The organism is Nonomuraea rosea, from assembly GCF_039539705.1.
In the GTDB taxonomy this organism is placed as follows: Bacteria; Actinomycetota; Actinomycetes; order Streptosporangiales; family Streptosporangiaceae; genus Nonomuraea; species Nonomuraea rosea.
In genome coordinates this window covers 94212-117922 of sequence record NZ_BAABDQ010000022.1, presented here as the reverse complement: position 1 = coordinate 117922, position 23711 = coordinate 94212, and the positions used below count along the sequence as shown (strand labels likewise).

The following is a 23711-nucleotide window of genomic DNA, read 5'->3' as shown; positions in this document are numbered from 1 at the left end:
GCCGCCGCTCGTCCCTGTCGCGCGTTACGTACCCGGCTACCTCCCGCCGTCCACCCTCTCAGGGGTGGCTCACGGCGGGTTCCCCCGCGACCCGCGGCGCGTTCTCGCGGCGCGGGAGCAGGAACGGGGTGGCCAGGAAGAGGACTCCGGCGATCGCGATCGCGGCGCGGGGGCTGGTGACGGCGGCCAGCAGACCCCATACGGCGGTCAGGGCCGCGGTGGTGGCGCTGCTGCTGACCGCCCACGCGGACAAGGTGCGGGCCACCCGGCCGGGGTCGGTGTGGGCGAGCCGGTAGGTGGCCAGCACCGGGTTGAAGACGCCGATGCAGGTCACCAGGCCGAACTGGACGACGATGACGAGCACGATCCCGGGGACGCCGGGCTGGACGAACGCCAGGCCGACCGGCCAGCACGCGCGCAGCGTCCCGGCGGCGAGCATCACCTTGTGCTGCCCGAACCGCGCCACGAGCCGGCGCGCCAGCCGTGCCCCGATCAGGCCGCCGACGCACGGGAGGGCGAACGCGAGTCCGTACTGCCAGGGTGCGAACCCGAGGCTGCCCAGCAGGAGCACGGCGAGCAGCGGCTCGGTCGCCAGGAGCAGGCCGTTGCACAGAATGGTGTTGCAGAACAGCCGGCGCAGCGCCCGGTGGGCCAGGATGGCGCGCCACCCTTCGAGCAGGTCGCCGGCGCGCAGCCGCGGCCCGCCGGCTCGCTCAGGCCGCGGCTCGCGTCCGCCGATCGCGCGGACGCCCAGTGCCGACAGCAGGTAGCTGACCGCGTCGGCCACCACCGTCGTCACCGGGCCGAACATCCCGATCGCGGCCCCGCCGAGCGGCGGCCCGACGACGGTCGCGGTCCACGTCGTGGACTCGAACCGGCTGTTGGCGACGAGCAGGTCCGCCGGTGGCACGAGCGCCTTCAGGTACGCCCCGCCGGCCGCGTTGAACGCGATCTTGGCAGCGGCGACGACCACGGAGACGACGAGGAGCTGGACGAAGCTGAGCAGGCCGAGCGCGAACGCGATGGGAATGCTCATCAACGCCGCGAACCGGGTCAGGTCCATCGCCACCATCACCGACCGCTTACGGCGGAACTCCACCCATGGTCCGAGCGGTATCGCGACCACCGCCCCCACCGCCAGCCCCGCGGCGGACAGCGCCGACACCTCGGCCGGACCCGAGTGCAGCACGAGGACCGCGATGAAGGAGAACGCCCCGAACCCGAGGCTTGTGCCGTACGAGCTGACCGCAAAAGCCGCCCACAACCACCCGAACCGCCGCCCCAGCCCCCGCCTGCCGCCCGTCATACCCGACCCGCCTCCCGCCGCCCCGCCCCGAACAACCGCAAGCATCAAAGCGACAAGTGGGCGGCGAGATCAAACAACCGATCCGGCCGGACGCACAACCACCTGTTGTGCGGCGGCGCAGCTCACCCGGTCTGGTATCGGAGGCCGTCGACGAGCAGGTCGATCATGCGCCGGGTGTAGGCCTCGTCGTCCGGTTCGACGATGCTGCTGATGGCGCGCAGCAGGTCGTACGGGACGACGCCGGAGCGGATGCCGCCGGACGCGGCGGCGGCGTCCAGCAGCTCCGCCACGACGGGGACGAAGCGCTGCTCGAAGTAGGCGGGCAGGTTCTCGTAGGCGGGGTCGCCGGAGTGCAGGGCGGTCTTGAGCCCGCGTTTGGTGGCGACGAAGTGCGCGAAGCGGTGCAGCCACCGGGCGAGGGCCTCGATCGGCTCGTACCGGTCCGAGAGGGCGGAGGCGGCTGCTGCGCACGCGTCGACTTCGTGGCGGAAGACGGACGACTCGATCCGCATCATCCACAAGGCGCTGGACGCGGGGATCAATTTCGTCGACACCGCCGACGCCTACTCCCGCGGCGAGTCCGAGGAGATCGTGGGCAAGGCGCTCAAGGGGCGTCGCGACGACGTCGTCCTCGCGACCAAGCTGCATCTCCCGATGGGTGATGGCCCCAACCAGCGAGGCAACTCCAGGCGCTGGATCATGACCGCGGTCGAGAGCTCGCTGCGTCGCCTGCGGACCGACCACATCGACCTCTACCAGATCCACCGGCCCGACCCCGACACCGACATCGAGGAGACGCTGTCCGCGCTCTCGGACCTGATCCACAGCGGCAAGGTCCGGGTGATCGGGTCGTCCGCGATGCCCGTCTCCGACATCGTCGAGGCCCGGTGGGCAGCCGAGCGGCGCGGCCTGGAACGGTTCCGTGCCGAGCAGCCGACCTACTCGATCCTCAGCCGTGGCATCGAGGCCGAGGTGCTGCCCGTCGCCCAGCGCTACGGGATGGGCACGCTGGTCTGGAGCCCGCTCGCGAAGGGGATGCTCACCGGGCGGATCCGTAAGGGCCGGCAGACCGACCTCCGCCGCGCCGCCATGCTCACGAGCTTCAGCGATGAGCGCCGGCTCGACGTCGTCGAACGGCTCGTCCCGCTCGCAGAAGAGGCGGGCCTGCCGATGACCCACCTCGCGATGGCGTTCGCGATCGCCCATCCGGGCGTGACCAGCGCGCTGCTCGGGCCGCGCACGATGGAGCAGCTCGACGACCTGCTCGCCGGCGTGGACGTGACCCTCACCGACGAGATCCTCGACCGGATCGACGAGATCGTGCCGCCCGGCACCGATGTCGGCTCGCCCGACCAGTCCGCCTACCTTGTCCCGGCCCTCCGGCGCACGGCGCTCCGCCGGCGGGCCGTCGGTGAGCGAGCCGCCGCCTGACCACCTCCGCCCGCCGGCCGGTTCGTGCCCCGGTGGATGATGTCCGGATGAGCATTCAGGTGCACGGCGGCCGGCGCATGCCCGTCGGGCTCGTCGCGCTGACCCTCGGCAGTTTCGGGATCGGCCTGACCGAGTTCGTGATCGCGGGCCTGCTTCCGCAGGTGAGCCAGAGCCTGGCCGTGTCCGAAGCCGCGGCGGGCTGGCTGATCTCCGGATACGCGCTGAGCGTCGCGGTCGGCGCGATCGTGGTGACCGCCGCCACCAGCGGGCTGTCCCGCAAGTCGGTGCTCATCGGGCTGGTGGCGCTGTTCGTCGCCGGCAATCTCCTGTCGGCCATCGCACCCGGCTATGCGGTGATGCTGCTCGGACGCGTCGTCGCCGCCCTGTGCCACGGCTCGTTCTTCGGCATCGGCTCGCTCGTCGCACGGCGCATGGTCCCGGCGGAGCGGGCGTCGCGGGCGGTGGCGGTGATGTTCGCCGGACTGACCCTCGCGAACGTCCTCGGCGTGCCCTTCGGCGCCCTGGTCGGCGAGCGCTGGGGCTGGCGGGTCACGTTCTGGGCGATCGCCGCGATCGGGCTGATCGCCATGATCGCCATAGCGGCGCTGGTGCCGGCCTGGGCCGGCGCGGTGGACCGCGCGGATCCCTCGGCGGCCTCCGGCCTGAACGGGCTGCGCGTCCAGCTCCGCGCGTTCCGCTCCGCGCAGGTCTGGCTGACGCTGGCGGCCACCGCACTCGGTTACGGCGGGATGTTCGGCGCGTTCAGCTACATCGCCTACACCTTCACCCGGGTCACCGGCTTCTCCAGCGCCGACGTCGCCTGGCTGCTCGTCGTGTACGGCTCCGGCCTGGTGATCGGGAACCTGGCCGGCGGGCGGGCCGCGGACGGCGACCGGGATCGCACGCTGATCGTCTCGCTGGCCGGGCTCGCCGCCACCCTCATCGCGTTCGGGCTGCTGGCCGGCAGTCCCGTCGCGGCGGTGATCCTGGTCTTCCTGCTGGGCCTGTTCGGGTTCGCCGGCGTCCCCGGCATGATCACCCGCGTCACCGACTACGCGAACGGCGTCCCGCTCGCCGCCAGCGCCAACGTGTCGGCCTCGAACGTCGGCAACGCCCTGGGGGCCTGGCTCGGCGGCCTGGCCATCAGCGCGGGCCTCGGCTACGCCGCTCCCCTGTACGTCGGCGCCGCCATCGTCCTGGCCGCGCTCGCGGTGATGACGATCAGCGCGCGACGAGCACGGAGCCAGGCTCCGGACCAGCGAGCTGAGCTGCGGCTATCCTGATCTCCGAAAGGGGTCGCCGGCCGGCTGTCACGCATGGCCCAGGCTGTCCGGTCTAACCACGTGCAGGGCTCAGGGCCGCAACCCGCGTGCCCGCCAGGAGCCCCTTCCTCCGCTGCGCTGCGGCGATCGTCAGGAGAGGACACGTGTCCCAGCCTCCCCCGTTCGTCATCGATCCCACCGCGGTCGACCGGCATGCCGAATACCAGGCCCTGCGGGCTCGTGGCCCGGCCACCCCCGTGGACGTCCTCGGCCTGCGCGCCGCCAGGTAGCGGGCGCGTGGTTCCGGTCGTTGTCACAGATCGGAGCGCTGTCCGGTCTGAGCTGGTGCACGGCCGGACCCGAGCCGGCCACCGTTTTCGCGAAGGAAGCCTGATGAGCACCGATCACGCGCACGCCCACCACCTCGACAACCCTGACAAGAGCGGGCCGCCGCCGAAGATCGACGTGGTCGCGACCGTGCCGGGCGCGCCGCCCGCGCCGGAGGGGGCCGAGGCGATGACGATCCTGGTCACGTTGCCGCCGAACAGCCCTGGTGCGCCGCCGCACCGGCACTCCGGGCCCGCGTACGGGTTCGTGGTCAAGGGGGCCATCAACTTCGAGCTCGAAGGCGAGCCCGTGCGGGTCGTCCGGGCCGGTGAGGCGTTCTGGGAGCCGGGTGGGGACGTGATCCACTACCAGGACGGCAACCACCTCGCCGAGGAGGAGTCGGCGTTCGTGGTGACGATGTTCTGCGCGCCTGGGCAGCCGATGCTGGTCCCGGTCGGCGCGGAGGAGCTGGAGGCTCGGCGGGACCGCCGCGCGCCGCGGTCATGACCAGGGTCCACTCGTAGGCACTGCCGAAGGCGGGAACCGGATCCGGTTCCCGCCTTCGGCGTTGCCGGACACCGCCGGCGTCTCAGATAGGATCTTGCGGCCAACGGCATCATGTATCGGTAAACCACAGCGAAGGTGACACCGTGCCAGAGACCACGCCGCTACGGGGACGACGTCGTGAATCGGCCGAGCTGGACGCGCTGGTGGACCGTGCCCGCGCCGGTCACAGCGGCGCGCTGGTCGTCTCCGGCGAGGCCGGCGTCGGCAAGACCGCGCTCCTGGACCACATGGCGGCGCGCGCCGCGACCGGCGTCCAGGCCGAGCGCATCGTCGCGTCGGAGTCCGAGATGGAGCTGGCCTACGCCGGGCTGCAGCAGTTGTGCGGGCACATGATGAGCTCGGCCGGGCGGCTGCCCGCCCCGCAGCGCGAGGCGATCGAGGCGGCGTTCGGGCTGCGCGAAGCCTCCGCGCCCAGCCCGTTCCTCGTCGGGCTCGCGCTGCTCGGGCTGCTCACCGAGGCCGCGGGCGACCAGGCGCTGCTCTGCGTCGTGGACGACGCGCAGTGGCTCGACGAGGCCTCGGCGCGCGCCGTCGCGTTCGCCGCCCGGCGTCTCGACGCCGAGGGGATCGTCATCGTGCTCGCCATGCGCACGGTCGGCGAGGCGTTCGGCGGGCTTCCGCAGCTGGTCGTCAAAGGGGTGGGCCACGACGACGCGCGCGAGCTCCTGCGCCTCGCGGCCCCCGGCGGCCTCGACCGGCGGGTGCGCGACCAGCTGATCGCGGAGGCGCGCGGCAACCCGCTGGCGCTGCGGGAGCTGCCCCGGGCGCTGAGCCCGGCCGAGATCGCCGGCGGATTCGCCCTCACCGGCGCGATGCCGCTGGAGAGCCGCATCGAGCAGAGCCTGGTCGCGCAGCTCGAACCGCTGCCCGCGTCGGCGCGCCTGCTGTTGCTGCTGGCGGCTGCCGATCCGACCGGGGATCCCGGGCTGCTGTGGCGGGCGAGCGCGGCACTGGGGCTGGGCATGGAGGACTTCGACGCCGCCAGGAACGCCGGCGCGCTCGTCGTCGGCACGCGCGTCGGCTTCCGCCACCCGCTCGTGCGCTCGGCCGTCTACCGGGCGGCGTCGCCGGAGGACCGGCGGCGCGTCCACGCCGCGCTGGCCGACGTCACCAGCGTCGACCACGACCCGGATCGCCGGGCGTGGCATCGGGCCAGCGCGACGCTGCGCCCGGACGAAGAGGTCGCCGCCGACCTCGAACGCTCCGCCGTGCGTGCGCGGACCCGGGGCGGGGCGGCCGCCGCGGGCGCGTTCCTGGAGCGCGCGGCCGAGCTGACGCCCGCGCCGGTCGGCCGCGGGCAGCGGCTGATCGCGGCCGCCGAGGCCAAGCACGAAGCGGGCGCGCCCGCCGCGGCCCTGCGCCTGCTCGACACCGCCGGCGACCACCCGCTCACCGCGTTGCAGGAGGCGCTCGTCGCCCGGCTGCGCGCCCGCGCCGGATACGCGCTACGGCGCGACAGCAGCGGGGCGCAGCACCTCCTCGCCGCCGCGCAGGGCCTCGAAGGGCTCGACCCGGTGCTCGCCCGCGACACCTACATCGAGGCGCTGTCGGCCGCGATCTACGGCGGCCGGCTCGGTGACGCCGAGCAGGTGGCCGCCGTCTCGAACGCGATCCTGGAGGCGACCGCCGGCGAGGAGTCCGACCGTGCGCGGGACCTGATCCTGCGCGGCCAGGCGCTGCTCGCCGCCAAGGGGCAGGAGGCCGCGCTCGGCACCCTGCGCCGGGCGCAGCGCGCGTTCCTCGACCAGGCCCCTGACTCCCTTGAGCTGCACTGGATGTGGTTCGCCTCCCGCGCCGCGCAGGACCTGTGGGACGCCCGCGCGCTCCGCGCGCTCGCCGATCGGCAGGTCGAGCTCGCCCGCGCCGAAGGCGTCGTGACGGTGCTGCCGATCGCCCTGAGCCTGCTGATGGTGGCGCAGACGGTCGACGGCGACCTGGGCGCGGCCGAGGCCTCCTGCGACGAGATCGACGCCATCAAGGACGTCACGGGCCACCCGCTGCCGCAGTACGGGCGGCTCTTCCTCGCGGCGTACCGAGGGCAGGCCGGCGAGGCGGAGCGCCTGGCGGAGGAGATCCGGCCCGACGCGCTCGCGCGGGGCGAGGGGTACGGGCTGAGCGCGATCAACTTCGGGGAGGCCATCCTCTACAACGGCCTGGGGCGCTTCGCCGAGGCGGTGGCCAGCGGCCGCCGTGAGCTGCCGTACACGCACGAGCTGAGCCACGCGATGCGCACGCTGCTCGAGCTCGTGGAGGCGGCCACGCACACCGGCGAGCGCGCGCTCGCCGAGGAGGCGTTCGAGCGGCTGGCGAACGTCACCCGGCCGGTGGGGACCAACTGGGCGCTGGCCGTCCTGGTGATGGCGGAGGCGCAACTGCGCGCAGGCGACGAGGCCCAGGCCCTGTACCGGGAGGCGATCGAGCGTTTCGAGCGCGAGCGGATCCCGATCATGGTGGGGCGCTGCCGCCTGCTGTACGGGGAGGAGCTGGTCCGCCAGGGGCGGAACGCCGACGCGCGCGAGCAGTTCCGGGCCGCGTACGAGGTGTTGTCGGGCATCGGCCTGAACGGCTTCGCCGAGCGCGCGGCCCGCGAGCTGAGCGCGAGCGGCGAGACGTTGCGCGCACGCGCGCACGGGTCCGCGGCGCGGCTCACCGACCACGAGCTCAATGTGGCCCGCCTCGCGCGCGAAGGGCTCACGAACCGGGACATCGGCGCGCGGCTGTTCATCAGCGCGCGCACCGCCGAGTACCACCTGCGCAAGGTCTTCATGAAGCTCGGCATCAGGGGGCGCGCCGAGCTGAAGACCGCGCTCGCCGAGCTCGACCCGGGGCCGCCGGCCGGGCCCTGACCGGTGGCTCATGAGCGTTGCTCCGGTGGCACGTAGTCGAAGGTGGGGCCGGCCGTGCCCCCTTCCTCGTCGGGCATGAGCATCAGGGCGCCGGCCTGGGCCTTGAGCGCGTACATGGTGCCGACGGCGACCCCGAGCAGTTTCGGGTCGCCGTCGAAGGCCTGCTCCAGCTGGTTCAGCAGGGTGCAGTAGGTGCTGTTGAACTCTTCCTGCGCGGTACGGACGGCGCTGCCCGGGGCATGATCGGACAGCCGCGGGTTGGGCCGCATCGGGCGCACGGCGGCCAGGTTCACCGAGATCGGCTCGCCGGTGGGCCCCGATCGCGGGGTGTCACCGCGCCGGAAGCGCCGGCCGAGGTCGAGCTCCTGGAATCGGTAGTAGTGGGCGACCTCGTCCCGATCGGGGTGGAAGACGTCCTGGTCCCCGTCCCAGACCTCGCCCCTGGCCGTGCCCTCGCCTTGTTCGACGATCTCCTCCAGCGCCCCCAGCGCCGACTCCAGATCCTGCACCGCGAACAACGACCCCGCGGTGTGCCGGAAATGGCTGCCGCCCACCTGGCGGGCGGGATCGCCGCAGAAGACCTCCCGCTCGCCGAGACGCTCGCACAGATCGCGCAGCCCTTGTTCGATCGCGGCGTAGAACTGCCCGATCGTCTCGTAGCCGTCGGCTTCCGCCGGGGCGCCGGGCGGTGCGGGCCGTTCCAGGCGCAGGAACATCTCCAGGGCCTCCTGGCCGAACGGGAGCAGCGACAGCTCCACCTCGCTGTGCGGCAGCCGCCGGGGATGCGGCGGCAGCATCTCCGGCATGTCGAGGCGCGGCCGGCCGCCGACGGCGTTGAGCAGGTTCGCGGCCAGCGCCAGGTGCAGCATCTCCTCGGCGAAGACGCTGCCCACCACCTCCGTCGCCTCCGGATTGCGCTCCGGGTCCAGGGAGTACAGGGCGCACAGGTACGGGGGCAACGTCGCGTGCTCCAGCTCGACGGCCCACTGCAGGTGCTCACGCAGGCTGCCGAGGGTGTCGATCCGTGCCGGCCCGGGAACGACGGCAGCTTCCGGGTTCTTCATCAGGGTCTTGCCTCCGTGGTCAGAAGGGGTGGTTCGCGGGCATGGGCGTCACTCCTCCGCGTGGCGGGCGGCGTCGCGGATGACGGCGGCCACGGCGCCGGGCTGCGAGGCGGCGACCGCGTGCGAGGCGCCGGCGACCTCGTGGGTGCCGCGGGAGCCGGCGCGTCCGGCCATGAAGCGCAGCGCCTCGGCCGGGATGTTGAGGTCCCGCTCGCCGTGGACGAACCAGGACGGGATGGCGCGCCAGGCGGGCTCGTCCGCCGTCAGGGGGTCGGTCAGCGCCCGCTCGGTCACCGGCCGCTGGGTCGCCGCCATCAGCGCGGCCTCGCCCGCGTCGAGATCGGCGCAGAACTGGTCGTGGAACTTGTCCGCGGCGATCCGGAACTCGTTGCCGCCGGAGGCGACCGGGTAGGCCTCCAGCGCGGCGCCGAGGCTGCTGCCCGCGAACTTGGAGGACAGCAGGAACGCGTTCTCGCCGGGCTCCGGGGCGAAGGCGGCGACGTAGACCAGGGCGCGCACGGCCGGGTTGCCGGCCGCGGCCTGGCTGATCACCATGCCGCCGTAGGAATGGCCGGCCAGGACGACCGGGCGGCCGATACCGGCGATCACGTCGCGCACGTACGCGGCGTCGCCCTCGACGCCGCGCAGCGGGTTGGCCACCGCGACGGCGGACAGCCGGTCGGCGTGCAGGCGCTGGATGACGCGGTTCCAGCTGGCCGCTTCGGCGAAGGCGCCGTGGACCAGGACGATGACGGGCTGCTCGCTCATGCGTGTGCCTTTCCGGTGTTCAGGGCGGTTTTGAGGACCTCGACGGCCTGCGCGGTGGCGGCGCGCGCGGCGCGGGTGCCGCGCAGCGGGTTGAGCATCATGAAGTCGTGCAGCGTGCCGTTGTAGCGGACGCTGGTGGTGGGGACGCCGGCCTGCGTCAGCTTGCGGGCGTAGGCCTCGCCCTCGTCGCGCAGGACGTCGTTCTCGTCGACGACGACGAACGCCGGCGGCAGCCCGGCCAGGTCGTCGAGGGTGGCGCGCAGCGGGGAGGCGGTGATCTCGGCGCGCTGGGCCGGGTCGGTGGTGTACGCGTCCCAGAACCAGGCCATCGCCTTGGCGGTCAGGTACGGGCCGTCGGCGAACTCGCGGTAGCTGGCGGTGTCCTGGGCCGCGTCGGTGACCGGGTAGTACAGCGACTGGTGCAGGAAGGTCACGTCGCCGCGCCGCTTGGCCAGGATGGTCAGCGCGGCGGTCATGTTCCCGCCGACCGAGTCGCCCGCCACCGCCAGCCGGGAGGCGTCCAGCCCCTCTTCGGCGCCGTGCCGGGTGATCCACTGCGCGGTGGCGTAGGCCTGCTCGATCGCCACCGGGTAGCGGGCCTCGGGCGAACGGTCGTACTCCACGAACACCACCGCCGCCCCAGCGCCGACGGCCAGCTCACGGATCAGCCGGTCATGGGTGCCGGCGTTGCCCAGCACCCAGCCGCCGCCATGGACGTACAGGACGGCCGGGAGCGGCCCCGTAGCGCCGGCGGGCTTGACGATCCGCACCCGCACGTCACCGGCCCCGGCGGGCACGGTGATCCACTTCTCGGCCACGTCCGGCTTGGCGATCGGGGCGGCCTGGAGGTCGTCCAGCACCTTGCGGGCGCCGTCGGTGCCCAGCTCGTACAGGAAGGGTGGCTTGGAGGTCGCCTCGGCGAGCTCCTGTGCCGCCGGCTCCAGGACGTTGTCGTTCATGCGGAATTCTCCGTTTCCATCGTGTGCGTGATTGAAGGGGCGGCCACGGTCGGTGGCGCGTCTCCCCCTTAGACCGGGTGGCCCTCGGATCCGTGACAGCGGGAACACCGGTGGGTGCGCGGGCCCCAGTACCCCAGTGGCGTGGACCAGGGTGCCGACCAGGCTCTCCCCAGGGCGCGACGGAGCGGCCCGGGAAGCGACCGTGATCGCAGTGGCATCGCCGGATGCTGGGGGCGAACGGAGCCGATCGTGACCATGAACCTGTTGGAGTCGCACAGCGACCACGCCGCGCAGGCCGATGACCGGTCGAGCAGCGGATGGGACGGAGCCACCTCGGCTTTCGTCAGTGCCGCACCCCGGCTCTTCGCGATCGGTCTGCGCATCCTGCAAGACGTGGGCGAGGCCGAGGACGTGGTGCAGGAGACGTGGCTGCGATGGGCCCGCGCCGACCGCTCGGTCGTCATCAGCCCGCCCGCGTTCCTCGCGCTGACCACCACGCGCCTCGCCATCAACGTCGCCCAATCCGCCCGCTGGCGCCGCGAGACCTCCGCCGGCCCCTGGCTTCCCGAGACGACGGACCACGCGGCCGGCCCCGACACGGCCGCCGAACGCGGCGAGGCCGCCGGCACCGCGATCCGGCTGCTGCTGGAGAGGCTGACCCCCGCGGAACGGGCGGTCTATCTCCTGCGCGTAGCCTTCGACTACCCCTACCGCCGGATCTCCGAGCTCCTCCACCTGAGCGAAGATCACGCGCGGCAACTCGTACGGCGCGCCCGCGAACACCTCGCCACCGAGCGACGTCACCAGGTGAGCGCAGCCACGCACCAGCGCCTCGTACGCACGTTCCTCGCCGCCGCGCAGACCGGGGACCTGGCCGAACTCGAAGAACTGCTCGCCGCCGACGTCGCTCCGGCGCGGGGCCGCCCGGCTACCGGGTCTGGTCGGTGGGACGGATGAGGATCTCGTTGACCGCGACGTGCGGCGGCTGGGTGACCGCGTACACGACGGCGTCGGCGATGTCCCCGGGCTGCAGGGTGCGCATGGCGGCGGCCATGCTCCGGGCGGCCGCCCGCATCGTGGGGTCGGTGACGTGGTCGGCCAGCTCGGTGGCGACGAAGCCGGGCTCGACGACCACGACCCGCACGCCCTGGGCGGTGACCTCCTGCCGCAGCGCCTCGGTGAAGGCGGTGATGCCGAACTTGGTCGCGGCGTAGGCGCCGTTGCCGGCCGACGCGATCCGGCCCGAGGTCGAGGAGACCTGTACGACGGTGCCCTTGCGCTCCAGCAGGTGCGGCAGCGTCGCGTGGACCGTGTACATCGACCCGAGCAGGTTCGTGTCGATCATGCGCGTCCATTCCGTGGTGTCCGCACCCGCGATCGGGCCGGCGAGCATCACCCCGGCGTTGTTCACCAGGATGTCCAGGGCGCCGAAGCGCTCGACGGTCTTCGCGACCGCGGCCCGTACCGACTCCTGGTCGATCACGTCCAGGTCGAGGGTCAGCACCTCGCCGGGCATCTTGCCCGCCAGGGTCGCCAGCCGGTCGGCGCGCCGGGCCCCGGCCGCGACGCCGGCCCCCTCCGCCGAGAGGGCCAGCGCGGTGGCCTCGCCGATGCCCGACGACGCTCCGGTGACGAGGGCGACCTTGCCCGCCAAAGTGCGGCTCATCTGCTTCATCGCGATCCCCCTTGTCCGCCGGGCCGCCTCGTTGCCGCCCGGTCGCCAGCTAAGACCGGACAGGCTCCAGGCTTGTGACCGCTGCCGCGAAAGTCCCTTTCAGCGCCGCCCTCGGCCGGCACACACGAAGCTCTTGGCCTGGCTGACGTCACCGTGGCCCTTGTACTTCGGCCACAGCGGGTATTCGCACAGGGGGCGGGTGCGGTTCTCGGTGCCGGGGTTGGCGTCGGTCACCACCGGGGCGGCCGGAGGGTTGTTGCGGCTCGCCCACTCGTCCAGGGCGGTGAGCGAGTCCCAGGCCGGGTCGAAGCGGCCGGAGCCGTGGCCGTAGCCGGGCTGGACGTAATAGCGCACGAAGCGGCGGATCGATGGGCCGTAGCGTTCGGCCATCCGGTCGTAGTAGGCGTCGGTCAACGTTTGCGGGACCGCCATGTCGGTGGTGCCCTGGACGATGATGAGCTTGCCGCCGTGCCGCGCGAACCGGTCGATGTCGGGGTTGGTCGCGTTGATCAGCCCGGACAGTTCCTTGACGCGCTTCTCGTACTGCCGATAATCGAAATTCTCCAGGGATCCGCCGGCGTCCTGCTCGATGAAGTAGCGGATCACCGGGCCGAAGAGCGAGTGGTAGCCGGTCGCTTCGCCACTTCCCGCACTGTCGAGCATCAGAGGGGCGAGATCGGCGCCACGCAAGACGGGATAGGGGCCTATTCCGGTGACGCCGTTCGCCAAGGGGAAAGCGAATGTGTGGCGGGTGGCCGCTGTCCGCAGAGTTTGGATCTGGGTCTCGGTCAGACAGTCCGAGCCGCCGGTTCCGCCGGGGCAGCGGAGCGACTCGACGGAGAAGGCGTCGTCGCAGCCCCGGACGTTGGAGATCAGTCCGTCGACGGCGCCGTCGAGCTCGTCGCAGGTGCCGTAGACGGTGTCGGCGACCAGTTGCTGCGCGGCGGGGTCGAGATAGCCGCCGGGACGGCTGTAGGCCTGTCGCCACATGTGGTACCAGCTGAGCACCATCGCCTGATTCTCGATGGCCGGATAATAGGCGATGATCCCGTGGTAATCGGCACCGTATCGCTGGGCGGCGACGAGTCCCTCGTGTCCTCCCTTGGAGGCTCCCACGTAATACTGCTTGCCAGGTTGTTCGCCGTAGTAATGCCGCACGATGCCGATGACGGCGTCACGGGTGCGTTTGACGCTCTGCCCCGACCAATTCGCGAGCGCCTCCTTGTTCAAGGCGAAGGACCCGGTGGGGCTCGCGCCCACGGCGGTGCCTCCGTCGCTGCCGAACGTGGCGTAGCCCCGGTTGATCGGCGGCTGCCCCTGTGCCGGGTCGCTGTTGACGAGCCCGGGGGCCACGTCGAGCCCGGTCACCACGGTTCCGTTGAAGCCGCTGCCGCCGAACTGCACCGACTTCCTGTTCCACGAGGTGGGCAGGTTGACCTGGAAGTTGATGTCCGGTGCCGTGGTGTCGAAGCTGCGCACCCGGCCCCGGGCCAGGCAGAACTCGGGGCGGCCTGCGGCCGGGTCGGCGCCGCTGAGCGTCGCTGAGCCGACCTCGCCGCCGCGGGTGGGCAGGCCGATGTCCGCGGCGTCCACGCGCAACCCCGCGAGCGACGCGCACCTGGTCGCAGCGTCGATCATGGTCGTACGCCCGGAGTCCGCGGCGGCCGGCGAGGGGCCTGGCAACATGCCGAGGCATGACACGGTCAGCGCGGAAATGGTGATATGTCGCTTCATGGGTCCAGTGTGATCATAAGCAGGACTGCCTCGGCACCGGCGCCGGGGATCAAGGGGGAGCTTGGCCTGGGGTGTGTCTCTGGTGTATTCAGAGTCGTGCAATAGGGATGAAACGGGGGATTGTGGCTCAACGTAAGCGGGGCAGTGAGAACGCCGGGCTGCTCGGCCGGGGGCCGGAGTGTGATCTCCTCGATCAGCTGATCGCGGCCGTCCGCGTGGGCGAGAGCCGCGTGCTCGTGGTGCACGGCGCGCCGGGAGTCGGAAAGTCGGCGCTGCTGGACTACGCGGGCAGCTCGGCCACCGGCATGCGGGTGCTGCGCGCGGTCGGCGTCGAGTCCGAGATGGAGCTGGCCTTCGCCACCCTGCACCAGTTGTGCGCGCCGCTGCTGGACCGGCTGGAGAACCTTCCCGAGCCGCAGCGCGACGCGCTCAAGACGGTGTTCGGGATGCGCGGGGGCACGCCGCCCGAACGCTTCCTGGTCGGGCTGGCGGTGCTGAGCCTGCTGTCGGACGCGTCGGAGGGGACTCCCCTGCTCTGCGTGGTCGACGACGCGCAGTGGATGGACCGGGCCTCGGCGCAGGTCCTCGGCTTCGTCGCCCGGCGGCTGCTGGCGGAGTCGGTCGCCCTCGTCCTCGGCTCCCGCCAGCGGTCTCAGGACCTGCTCGGACTGCCGGAGCTGGAGGTCACCGGGCTGAACGCCGCGGACGCGCACGCGCTGCTGGCCTCGGTGACGCACGTCCGGATCGATCAGCAGATCCGCGATCGGTTCGTGGCCGAGACCAGGGGCAACCCGCTCGCCCTGCTGGAGCTGCGCCGTGAGCTCGCCGTGACCCGGACGGCGGGCGGATTCGGCCTCCTGGACGCCGACACGCTGCCGGGCCGGATCGAGCAGAGCTTCCTGGCCCGGATCGAGGGCCTGGCCGAGCACACCCGGTTACTGCTGCTGATCGCCGCCGCCGAGCCGGTCGGCGATCCTTCGCTGATCTGGCGCGCCGCCGAACGGCTCGGCGTCACACCGGCGACGGCCCTGGCCAGCGGGACGGACGGGCTGCTGGAGCTCGACGTACGGGTGATCTTCCGCCACCCGCTCGTGCGGTCGGCCGTGTACGGGTCGGCGAAGGAGGAGGACCGCCGGGCAGTCCATCTCGCGTTGGCCGAGGTCACCGACGTCCAGGCCGACCCGGACCGCCGCGCCTGGCACCTCGCGTCCGCGACGGCCGCGCCCGATGAGAGCGTCGCCGCCGAGCTGGAACGGTCGGCCGGCCGGGCACAGGCCCGCGGCGGGGTCGCCGCCGCCGCGGCGTTCCTGCAGCGATCCGTGGCGCTGACCGTCGACACCTCACGGCGCGCCGAACGTGCCCTGGCGGCGGCGGACGCCAGCCTCCGGGCGGGCGACATCGAGGCCGCCCGCCGCTGCGCCGACCTCGCCGACCAAGAGGCCCAGAGCGAGTTCCAGCGCGTGCGAGCCGATCTGACCCGCGGTCACATCACGTTCGCGGCCGGCTTCAACAACGAGGCGCCGCTGATGCTGCTGGCGGCCGCGCAACGGCTGGAGCCCTTCGACATGGACCTGGCGCGGGAGACGTACCTCGTCGCCTGGGGTTCGGCGTCCTTCGGCGCCGCGAACCGGGACAGCCTGCTGGCCATCTCCCGGGCGATGCGGGACCTCCCCGCCCCCGAAGGCGGTCCACGTGCCCTCGACCTCGTGCTCGAAGGCTACGCGCTGCTCATCACCGACGGCCGGAGCGCCGCGCTTCCCGCGCTGCGCAAGGCGAAGACCGCGCTCACGGACTATCCCGTGCAGGACTTCCTGAAATGGGGCTGGGCGGCCTGCGGCGTGAGCGCGCTCGTCTGGGAGGACCGGTTCATGCCCGGGACGCCCGCCAGGGCGGTCGAGGCGGTGCGCGCGGCCGGCGCCCTGTCCGAGCTGCCCATCTATCTCCACGCGCTCGGGATACCGGTCTCGTTGAGCGGCGAATTCGCCGCCGCGTCCGCGCTCGTCGCCCAGTCCGACGCCGTCGCCGATGCGACGGGCGTGCCCATGACGCAGCACACCCGGCTCCTGCTGACGGCGATGCAGGGCAAGGAGGACGAGGCCGCGGCGCTGATCGCCGCGACGATCGAGGAGGCCGGCGCCAGTGGTCAGCTGAACGGCGTCGCGTCCGCCCACTGGGCGGCCGCGGTCCTCTACAACGGCCTCGCCCGGTACGGGCTCGCGCTGCCGGCGGCCCTGGCCACCACCCGGAGCGCCAACCTGATCGTCTCCCAATGGGCGCTGCCCGAGGTCGTCGAGGCGGCGGCGCGCACCGGAGACGACACGGCCGCCCGCGGGGCGCTCGAAGGTCTGGCGGACGCGGCGGAACCGTGCGACACGGACTGGGCGCAGGGCATCCTGGCTCGCTGCCGCGCGCTGCTGAGCGCCGACGACGCCGCGGACGACCTCTACCGCGAGGCGATCGAGCGGCTGGGCCGGACGATCCTGCGCCCCGAATTGGCACGCGCTCATTTGCTGTTCGGCGAGTGGCTGCGCCGGGACCGGCAGCGGGCCGAGGCGCGGGCTCACCTGCGTACCGCGTACGAGATGTTCGTGTCGATCGGGATGGAGGCGTTCGCCGAGCGTGCCCGCCGCGAGCTGCTCGCCACGGGCGAGACCGTCCGCAAGCGCAAGAACGGGGCCTCGGCGAGTGAGGAGCTGACGGCGCAGGAGACGCAGATCGCCCTGCTCGTGCGGGACGGCCTGTCCAACCCGGAGATCGGGGCCCGGCTCTTCCTGAGCCCGCGTACGGTCGAGTGGCACCTGCGCAAGATCTTTGCCAAGCTCGGGATCAGCTCCAGAAGGGAGCTCGGCGACGCCCTGCCGCCCGCGCCCGCGGCCTTCCCCGGTCCCGGCTGATCCTGCCCGGTCTCCCTAGCCCGGGTCGCACCAGTGAGACTCCCTGGTGCGACGCGGCGGCCGGCTGCGCGAATCTCGTCGTGCCGGCAATTCGCCCGGGCGCAGAGGGAATCGAGGCAGTCATGCATGATCGGCCGCTGGACGGAGCAGTCGCGCTCGTCACCGGCGCCAGCAGCGGGATCGGCGCCGCGACCGCGCGCCGCCTGGCCCGCGAGGGCGCGGCGGTCGCCCTCGTCGCCCGCCGCCGCGACCGCCTGGACCAGGTCGCGAGCGACATCGCGAAGCTGGGCGGAGAGGCGGTCGCGGTGGCGGCCGACATCACCGAGCCAGGACGCGCCGACGACGTGGTGCAGGAGACACTGGACCGGTTCGGGCGCCTGGACGTCCTGGTCAACAACGCCGGGATCATGCTGCTCAACCCGGCGCTGCACACCACCGTCGAGGAGTGGGATCGGATGATCGCGCTCAACGTGGCGGCGCTGTTGCACGTCACGCACGCCGCCGTCCCGCACCTGATCTACGCGGCGTCCACCTCCCCGCGTCAGGTCGCGGATCTGGTGAACGTCAGCTCGACGGCCGGGCGGGCCGCCCGGCCGGGAAGCAGCGTGTACGCCCTCACCAAGTCCGGCCTGAACGCGTTCGCGGAATCGCTCCGTCAGGAGCTGCTCAGCGAACGCGTCCGGGTCAGCGTGGTGGAGCCAGGCGCCGTGGACACCGAGCTGGTGAATCACGTCAGCGACACCACCCGGGACGCGGCCCGCCGGCAGATCGACGGGATCGAAGCGTTGCGTCCTGAGGACGTCGCCGACGCGATCAGCTACATCGTCACGCGGGAGCGGCGGGTCGCCGTCAACGAGATGCTCGTCCGTGCCGGCGACCAGACGTGGTAGCCGCGCCCCCGTCGGGACACCTCAGTCGACGGCGGGGCCGGCGATGGGGGTGTAGCCGCCGAACGGGCTGGCCGGCACGCCGCCGTTGAACGGCCGGAGGTTGAGCGCCAGGGCTCCGCTGGGCTGGCGGACCAGCAGGAACTGGGTGAGCGGGCCGCCGTTGGGCGCGAGGGCGAAGGCCGCCGGGTTGCCGCTCGCCTCGCCGTCGACACGTTCGTAGGCGCCGAAGCTGCCGTCGGCGCCGCTGCGCCGGCTGGCGTAGACGGCGTTGTCGGGTCCTCTGACGTAGAGGAAGTCGGTGCTGACGGCGATGTCGCTGGCCGCGGTGAGACCGTTGAGCGGCTGCCAGGTGGAGCCGGTGACGAACAGGTTCATCGTCCACACCCGGTTGTCCTCGCCCCGGGCGAAGATCTCCAGGCCGTTGATCGCGACGTCCTCGCGTACCGCGACGTTGCTGGTCACGCGCATCTCGCCGATCGGCCGGAAGGCGGTGACGGTGGCCGGGCCCACCCTGCCTTCGTAGACGCGGTGGTCGGCGCCCCGGATGAAGATCCGGACGTTGCCGCCGATGCTGCTGATCAGGCGGCTGGCGGTGACGTCGCTGGTGGCGAATCCGCCGAGGCTGCTCCAGCCGGCCCACGCGCCGTTGCGGCGGACGTTGGTCCACACCGCGCCGTCGGTGCCGCGGGCGAAGAGCCGTACGCTGCCCGCCGGCTCGTCGATCGGGACGATCGACTCGACCTCGCCGGTGACCGTCAGGCCGGGCACCTGGGAGTAGCCGGTGACCGCGCCGGACGGGGCGACCGTGTTGGTGTAGACCTGGTCGTCGGTGCCGCGTACGTAGATCTCGGTGCCGCGGGAGGTGACCACGGTGGACGGGTCGCCGACGATGACCCCGCCCAGGGACTGCAGGGGGCCGAACGCGTTGCCCGAGCGGGTGCTGTACAACAGCGAGCCGTCGGCGCCACGCGCGGTCACCCCTCTCGACGACTGGGTGGCGGTTCTGTCGTAGGCGACCTGCGGGGTGCTCAGGTTGGGCAGGTCGGCGGCGTACGCGGGCGGCGGCGGAACCGCCGCCACAGCGGGTGAGCCGAAGGCCAGCAGGCCCGCCGCGGCGGCCAGTACGGCGGCCGTGGCAAAGGATCGGCGTGGATGCCTCATCGGGTGGTCCCTTCGTCGAAGCGAGGAAGTGACCACCGATTCGCCGTAACGCCCCCGTGCGGATCTTACGAGCCCCTTACGTCAGCCGGGCGCGCCGCCGACGCGTGGGGCGCCTCGGCCGCGCTCGCGCCGGCCCCCGCGGCCGGGCTGGCTCTCCTCGTCCTCTCGCTGGCCGTTCGGAGGCCGGCGGGTGCTCAGCGGGGCGTGGGCAGTACGGACAGCTCGCAGGCGTAGGCGTCAGCGGGCGCGTTCAGCACCCAGACGATCATCTCCGCCAGCGATTCCGGCCGGATGCACGAATCGGGATCGTACGGGCGCCCGAAGGCGCTCCTGACCTCGCCCAGCAGGTCGGTCGCCGTCGCCGCCGGATAGATCGTGGTGACCCGTATCCCATGGCCGGCCTCCTCCTCGCGCAGGGACTCGGCCAGCTCCCGCAGCGCCGCCTTGCTGGCGACGAACGCCGACCAGCGGGGCACGCCGGTCATCCCGGGCGCGGCGTTGACGAAGATGACGTGGCCTCTGGAGCGCCGCAACGCCGGCAGCGTCAGTCGTACCAGCTCGGCGGCGGAGGCCACGTTCACCGCCATGGTCCGCCGCCAGGTCTCGGGGCCGGCGTCGGCGACGGCCGCGACGGGAGAGATCCCCGCGCAATGCACCAGCGCCTGTACGTCCTCCAGCGTGCCCAGGGCGGCGGCCAGCGTCCCGGGTTCGGCCAGGTCCGCCTCGATCCCCGGTACGTCCAGCCGCGCGACGTCGCGCCCCACGGCGGTCACCCGATGCCCGGCCGCGACGAGTGCGCCGGCCAGCGCCACCCCGATCCCTCCGGTGGCCCCGGTCACCAGCACATGTCCCATGACAGCCCTCTCTCGACGTGGCGGCAACCGATGATCTCCCGTCGCCGTCACGGCCGTCCACCGCTGTGCCGTGCAGCGCGCCGGACGGGTGTCATGCGAGGGCGTATTCGCTTCTAAGATCCGAGGTGTGGCCAAATACTTCGATGTGCATCCGGACAATCCCCAGCCTCGCCTGATCGGCCAGGTCGTCGATTCCCTCCGGTCGGACGGGCTGATCGCGTACCCGACGGACTCGGGCTACGCGCTGGGCTGCCGGCTGGGCAACAAGGAGGCCATCGACCGGATCAGGGAGATCCGCAGCCTCGGCAGCGACCATCACTTCACGCTGGTCTGCAGGGACTTCGCGCAGTTCGGCCAGTTCGTTCATGTGAGCAATGCGGTGTTCCGGCTGGTCAAGGCGGCGACTCCGGGTGGCTACACGTTCATCCTGCCCGCGACCAAGGAGGTGCCGCGGCGGTTGCTGCATCCCCGGAAGAAGACGGTCGGCGTCCGGATCCCCGATCACGTCGTTACCCAGGCGCTGCTGGCCGAGCTCGGCGAGCCGCTGCTGTCGACCACCCTGCTGCTGCCCGACGAGACCGAGCCCTCGACGCAGGGCTGGGAGATCAAGGAACGGCTCGACCACGTGGTGGACGCCGTCATCGACTCCGGCGAATGCGGCGCCACCCCGACCACCGTCGTCGACCTGTCGCAGGACGAGCCCGAGATCCTTCGTCGCGGCACGGGAGACCCGTCCCCCTTCGAGTAGGGAGCCCGTGCCCGTGGGGCAGCCGTCCGCACGGGCGGGCGGGGAGTGGACGAGGTCTTTCAGAACGCGATGAATCCGTACAGCGCCAGATGGTTCGACCTCGTGCTGCTCACCGTGTGACCGATGCTCGACGGCTGAACGGCGCCCTTGACGAACAGGTAGTCGATCTTCCTGGAGCCCATGGTCGCCTTCGCGCCATAGCCGGTCATGCCGAAGCCTCCGAGCGTCGTGGAGGCGATGTTCGCGCGATTCGCGTCGATGCCGAGCACGCGGATCGTCGACGCGTTCATCAGGCTCGTGGCGTCCGCGCCGAGACTGATGCCGGACTTGGCGATGCCCGTGTCACCGGCGCCCGCGCAGGCGTTCGCTCCGTTCTGTTCCGGGAGGTGCATGGTCGCGGCGAAGACCGTGGTCCCCGATGCCCTGATCGTGAACCTCGCCGCTATGGCGCTCGTACGCTTCCATTTGTGGGTGTAGGCGGCGCCGGCGTCGTTGCTCGGCGGCTTGTACAGCGTGCACCCGGCCCCGCCGGTGTACGGTGTCCCGGGCTTCAGCCAGCCCGCGCTCCAGTATTTCGAGATGTCGCCCGCGGCGAGGCTCAGCGTTCTGGTGTTGTAGACGATCCCGTTGGTCTGCCGCTTCTTCAGGTCGCCGAGCGCCTGCTGGTCGCAGTTGTGCGAGCCGCCCCACTCCTCGGGGTCGTCCCAGGCCACGATCGCCTTGTACGTGCCGGCCGGATATCCGAACTTGGCCGAGAGCTGGTCGGCGTAGGCCGTGGCCTGTCCGGTGCCACGCACCTGCTGCACGATGAGGAGGTCGGGAGCCCGTACGCCGGAGGTGCCCGTCGCGCCGTTGTCGTCGACCAGCATCGAGGCGAGGTGGTCGGAGCCCGAGATCCGGGTGCACGAACCGTCGGTGTTGTTGTGCACCAGGTTCTCGATGTTGTTGGTGTAGACCCGTAAGACTCGATCCGCCGCGGCTGCCGCAGGCACTTCGTGCGCCTGCGCGACCGAGGTGGTGGTGCTCGCGCCGAGTGCGGCGGCCGCCGCGAGCGCTATCACGCCGGATGATCGATATAAGGACATGATCGCAGAGTAGCGACGATCACCGGGCTGCGGTGGCCCCTTCCCGGCCCGAGCGGGCGTCCCTACGCCGCGACGCGTTCCCGGACCGCGAGCTCCTGCCGGGCGTATCGCTCCACGAGCACGGGGACGAAGTCGCGGATCGGCCTCCCGTCGAAGCGGTGCAGCACGGTTTCGATGATCTGAGTGACCCGTTCCGGCGAGTGATCCGGCGCGAACGTTTTCGTGAGACGAGCCGCGACCTCCCGCATCGCCTGCTCTTCTCGCTTGGCCTGGTCGACGGTAGCGGTCATCGTCACCCTCGCTTGCATCAGGTGTCGAGCACTTCGTCCAACGTTAAAGCGAAAGACCGCGCACCGCCAGGGTCCGCCCTGATCACCGAACCCCCGTCGCATCAGGATTTGATACGCTGCGCCAGCTCACGTCGAGCCGGTCCCGCGAATAAAGTGCGACTGGAATTCACAAATAAGTCCGTTACCCTCATCGCAGCCGGGGCCCGAACGCAAGGGAGCCGAGATGAGTTTGGGCAAGTCCAAGTCGAAAAGGCACAGCACGACGTCCGCGACCACCTCCCAGGCCCCGGACGATCAGAGCGCGGAGGACGCAGAGCTGTCAGCGGCAATAGCCGCGTCGCTGGCCGACCCCAACGCGCGCGCCACGAAGGAAGTGCCGCTGACCCTCCAGAACCCGCTCCCCGAGAAGGGCTTCGGCGGCACGGAGGAAAGCCTCAACAAGCGCGCCCTCCTCGAGAGACATAAGACCGAGACGCCGCCGGAGCCGAAGAAACCGAAGGTCGCCCTGACCTATGCCACCGCAGTCCGGCGCAACCCCGACAACATCAAACTGTACAAGGTCGAAAATGACGGCGTGGTCGGCGCCGAGCAGGGGACGGTCGACTGGAATTCCTACTATTCCTGGGCGTTCGACGACACGAAATGGATCAACGACGCCAACGGGCGGCCCATGGTTCTCGGCAGGAACGACATCGCGAACCGTCAGGCCTACGCCGCCCGCACCGACTTCGTCGCGGGCGCCTACGACGACACGGTGAAGGCCATCGACGGACTCGCCCGGCAGCACGATCGGGAGCTCGCGGCCACGTTCTGGGCGCGAAAGCGGCGCGAACTGGAGGAGATGAAGACGCTCACCGTCGGCACGGACTCCCTAGGGGTGCTCAAGCTGGCGGTGGACCTCAACCTGGTCGCGTCGGAGTATCACTTCAAGGTCGCCGCGGGCGAGTACCCGATCATCGGGGTCATCACCGGGAAGACCTGGACGGACCAGGGCGCACCGTTCAGCGCGGTCATCGATGTCGGCGGTGCCGTGGTCCTCGTCTCTCCCGACGAGGCTTGGGGAATCGAGGAATCCCACGTCGAGGAGGCCAAGGAGCGGAAACTCGACCAGCGGGTGAAGGCGGAGCAGATCAGCGCCGTCTTCACCGCGAGCCCCCAATTCACGCCGTACGTGCCCACCACGCCGTGGATCACCGACGACCAGATCCACTACGTCACCGGGGATCAGATGGGCGCCGCCGGCGTCCTGAAGAGGGCGCCGGCCGGGCAGGCGGACATCGACATCGCGAAGGAAGAGGATCCGGTTCTCTTCGCCGACCAGGCCGGCAACCCGGGGCTGCGCCTGGGAAACGACATCTTCATCCGCGACGACCAGCTCGGCATCGGGGTGGAGTACCACGAGTCGGTCCACAAGCTTTCCCATCCGGCGATGCGTAACATCCTCGGCTTCTGGTTCAACGAGGGCACCACGGAGTACTTCACGCATGTGCTCCTGGACCAGCTCGTGGAGTCCAAGCAGATCGTCAGAGACGACATCCACTACGAAACGCAGCACGAGGGAATCCAGGCGCTGATCGACAACGCGGGCATCACCTGGCATGAGCTGGCCGAAGCCTACTTCAACGGGAACGTCCCACCGCTGTACGACAAGGTGGCGGCGGCAGCGGTCCACGGGGGCTTCTCGCCGGACGACCCGCTCAGCCTGGACGGATACGCCAGCCGGCTGGACCCCGCGCACGCCGTCGCGGCGATCGGCGTTCTCAAGGACGCCTGCACGGACCCCGGCAAGGTCACGACGACCACCACCACCGTCACCCCGGAGGAGAACATCTGAACCACCCGCGCTCAGC

General features: G+C 71.6%; 21 protein-coding genes. 10 read left to right on the top strand and 11 right to left on the bottom strand.

What is annotated here, in order from left to right:
• Window positions 1–58: 58 nt before the first annotated feature.
• Together ABEA43_RS39385 and ABEA43_RS39380 are read right to left on the bottom strand one after the other, a co-directional pair.
• Window positions 59–1306 carry an MFS transporter gene (locus ABEA43_RS39385; protein ID WP_345570153.1) on the bottom strand — a complete coding sequence of 416 codons (1248 nt, stop codon included), beginning with the start codon at window positions 1304–1306 and terminating at the stop codon, window positions 59–61.
• A 122-nt stretch (window positions 1307–1428) separates the two neighbouring features.
• A complete protein-coding gene (locus ABEA43_RS39380; RefSeq protein WP_345570152.1) occupies window positions 1429–1860 on the bottom strand; it encodes an SbtR family transcriptional regulator in 432 nt (143 codons plus the stop codon).
• Here ABEA43_RS39380 and ABEA43_RS39375 point away from each other — a divergent pair.
• The 5 genes from ABEA43_RS39375 (at window position 1811) to ABEA43_RS39355 (ending at window position 7739) form a co-directional block, all read left to right on the top strand.
• Window positions 1811–2737, top strand: a complete 927-nt coding sequence (locus ABEA43_RS39375) for an aldo/keto reductase (RefSeq protein ID WP_345570301.1) — start codon at window positions 1811–1813, stop codon at window positions 2735–2737. The genes ABEA43_RS39380 and ABEA43_RS39375 overlap by 50 nt on opposite strands.
• A gap of 47 nt (window positions 2738–2784) precedes the next feature.
• Complete coding sequence (locus ABEA43_RS39370; RefSeq protein WP_345570150.1) at window positions 2785–4020, top strand: MFS transporter; 1236 nt, start codon at window positions 2785–2787, stop codon at window positions 4018–4020.
• Between the two features lie 143 nt (window positions 4021–4163).
• Entirely contained in the window at window positions 4164–4289 is a 126-nt protein-coding gene (locus tag ABEA43_RS39365; protein ID WP_345570148.1) for a hypothetical protein, read from the top strand.
• A gap of 103 nt (window positions 4290–4392) precedes the next feature.
• Window positions 4393–4833, top strand: a complete 441-nt coding sequence (locus tag ABEA43_RS39360; RefSeq protein WP_345570147.1) for a cupin domain-containing protein — start codon at window positions 4393–4395, stop codon at window positions 4831–4833.
• Between the two features lie 143 nt (window positions 4834–4976).
• Window positions 4977–7739 carry an AAA family ATPase gene (locus ABEA43_RS39355; protein WP_345570145.1) on the top strand — a complete coding sequence of 921 codons (2763 nt, stop codon included), beginning with the start codon at window positions 4977–4979 and terminating at the stop codon, window positions 7737–7739.
• Between the two features lie 8 nt (window positions 7740–7747).
• On the opposite strand, the gene ABEA43_RS39350 is transcribed toward ABEA43_RS39355, so the two are convergent.
• Genes ABEA43_RS39350 through ABEA43_RS39340 form a run of 3 tightly spaced genes read right to left on the bottom strand, consistent with a single transcriptional unit; the run spans window position 7748 to window position 10530 of the window.
• Complete coding sequence (locus ABEA43_RS39350) at window positions 7748–8803, bottom strand: ferritin-like domain-containing protein (protein ID WP_345570143.1); 1056 nt, start codon at window positions 8801–8803, stop codon at window positions 7748–7750.
• Window positions 8804–8851: 48 nt separating this feature from the next.
• Window positions 8852–9571, bottom strand: a complete 720-nt coding sequence (locus tag ABEA43_RS39345; protein ID WP_345570141.1) for an alpha/beta fold hydrolase — start codon at window positions 9569–9571, stop codon at window positions 8852–8854.
• On the bottom strand, window positions 9568–10530 hold the full coding sequence (locus ABEA43_RS39340; RefSeq protein WP_345570140.1) for an alpha/beta hydrolase: 963 nt from the start codon (window positions 10528–10530) through the stop codon (window positions 9568–9570). The genes ABEA43_RS39345 and ABEA43_RS39340 overlap by 4 nt, the downstream gene beginning before the upstream one ends.
• Before the next feature lie 255 nt (window positions 10531–10785).
• Here ABEA43_RS39340 and ABEA43_RS39335 point away from each other — a divergent pair, with 255 nt between their 5' ends.
• On the top strand, window positions 10786–11487 hold the full coding sequence (locus ABEA43_RS39335; protein WP_345570300.1) for a sigma-70 family RNA polymerase sigma factor: 702 nt from the start codon (window positions 10786–10788) through the stop codon (window positions 11485–11487).
• Here ABEA43_RS39335 and ABEA43_RS39330 read toward each other — a convergent pair.
• Both ABEA43_RS39330 and ABEA43_RS39325 read right to left on the bottom strand, forming a co-directional pair.
• Window positions 11459–12205, bottom strand: coding sequence for an SDR family NAD(P)-dependent oxidoreductase (locus ABEA43_RS39330; RefSeq protein WP_345570139.1), 747 nt, complete (start codon window positions 12203–12205; stop codon window positions 11459–11461). The two genes, ABEA43_RS39335 and ABEA43_RS39330, sit on opposite strands and share 29 nt — an antisense overlap.
• A gap of 99 nt (window positions 12206–12304) precedes the next feature.
• A complete protein-coding gene (locus tag ABEA43_RS39325; protein WP_345570138.1) occupies window positions 12305–13939 on the bottom strand; it encodes a tannase/feruloyl esterase family alpha/beta hydrolase in 1635 nt (544 codons plus the stop codon).
• 122 nt (window positions 13940–14061) lie between these two features.
• On the opposite strand from ABEA43_RS39325, the gene ABEA43_RS39320 reads away from it, so the two are divergent.
• Together ABEA43_RS39320 and ABEA43_RS39315 are read left to right on the top strand one after the other, a co-directional pair.
• Window positions 14062–16833, top strand: a complete 2772-nt coding sequence (locus tag ABEA43_RS39320) for a helix-turn-helix transcriptional regulator (protein WP_345570136.1) — start codon at window positions 14062–14064, stop codon at window positions 16831–16833.
• 122 nt (window positions 16834–16955) lie between these two features.
• On the top strand, window positions 16956–17723 hold the full coding sequence (locus ABEA43_RS39315; RefSeq protein ID WP_345570134.1) for an SDR family oxidoreductase: 768 nt from the start codon (window positions 16956–16958) through the stop codon (window positions 17721–17723).
• A 21-nt stretch (window positions 17724–17744) separates the two neighbouring features.
• Here ABEA43_RS39315 and ABEA43_RS39310 read toward each other — a convergent pair whose 3' ends face one another.
• Window positions 17745–18884 carry a DUF8189 domain-containing protein gene (locus ABEA43_RS39310; RefSeq protein ID WP_345570133.1) on the bottom strand — a complete coding sequence of 380 codons (1140 nt, stop codon included), beginning with the start codon at window positions 18882–18884 and terminating at the stop codon, window positions 17745–17747.
• 194 nt (window positions 18885–19078) lie between these two features.
• Window positions 19079–19738 carry an SDR family NAD(P)-dependent oxidoreductase gene (locus ABEA43_RS39305; protein ID WP_345570132.1) on the bottom strand — a complete coding sequence of 220 codons (660 nt, stop codon included), beginning with the start codon at window positions 19736–19738 and terminating at the stop codon, window positions 19079–19081.
• A 127-nt stretch (window positions 19739–19865) separates the two neighbouring features.
• Here ABEA43_RS39305 and ABEA43_RS39300 point away from each other — a divergent pair, with 127 nt between their 5' ends.
• Window positions 19866–20486 (top strand): L-threonylcarbamoyladenylate synthase, encoded by a 621-nt coding sequence (locus tag ABEA43_RS39300; protein WP_345570131.1) that lies wholly within the window; start codon window positions 19866–19868, stop codon window positions 20484–20486.
• Window positions 20487–20545: 59 nt separating this feature from the next.
• On the opposite strand, the gene ABEA43_RS39295 is transcribed toward ABEA43_RS39300, so the two are convergent.
• Window positions 20546–21571 (bottom strand): hypothetical protein, encoded by a 1026-nt coding sequence (locus ABEA43_RS39295; RefSeq protein ID WP_345570130.1) that lies wholly within the window; start codon window positions 21569–21571, stop codon window positions 20546–20548.
• Window positions 21572–21633: 62 nt separating this feature from the next.
• Window positions 21634–21861: a three-helix bundle dimerization domain-containing protein gene (locus ABEA43_RS39290; RefSeq protein ID WP_345570128.1), complete on the bottom strand. Its 228-nt coding sequence runs from the start codon at window positions 21859–21861 to the stop codon at window positions 21634–21636.
• A gap of 223 nt (window positions 21862–22084) precedes the next feature.
• Here ABEA43_RS39290 and ABEA43_RS39285 point away from each other — a divergent pair, with 223 nt between their 5' ends.
• The gene (locus ABEA43_RS39285) at window positions 22085–23695 is read left to right on the top strand and encodes a hypothetical protein (protein WP_345570126.1); all 1611 of its coding nucleotides are present in this window, start codon (window positions 22085–22087) and stop codon (window positions 23693–23695) included.
• Window positions 23696–23711: the final 16 nt, after the last annotated feature.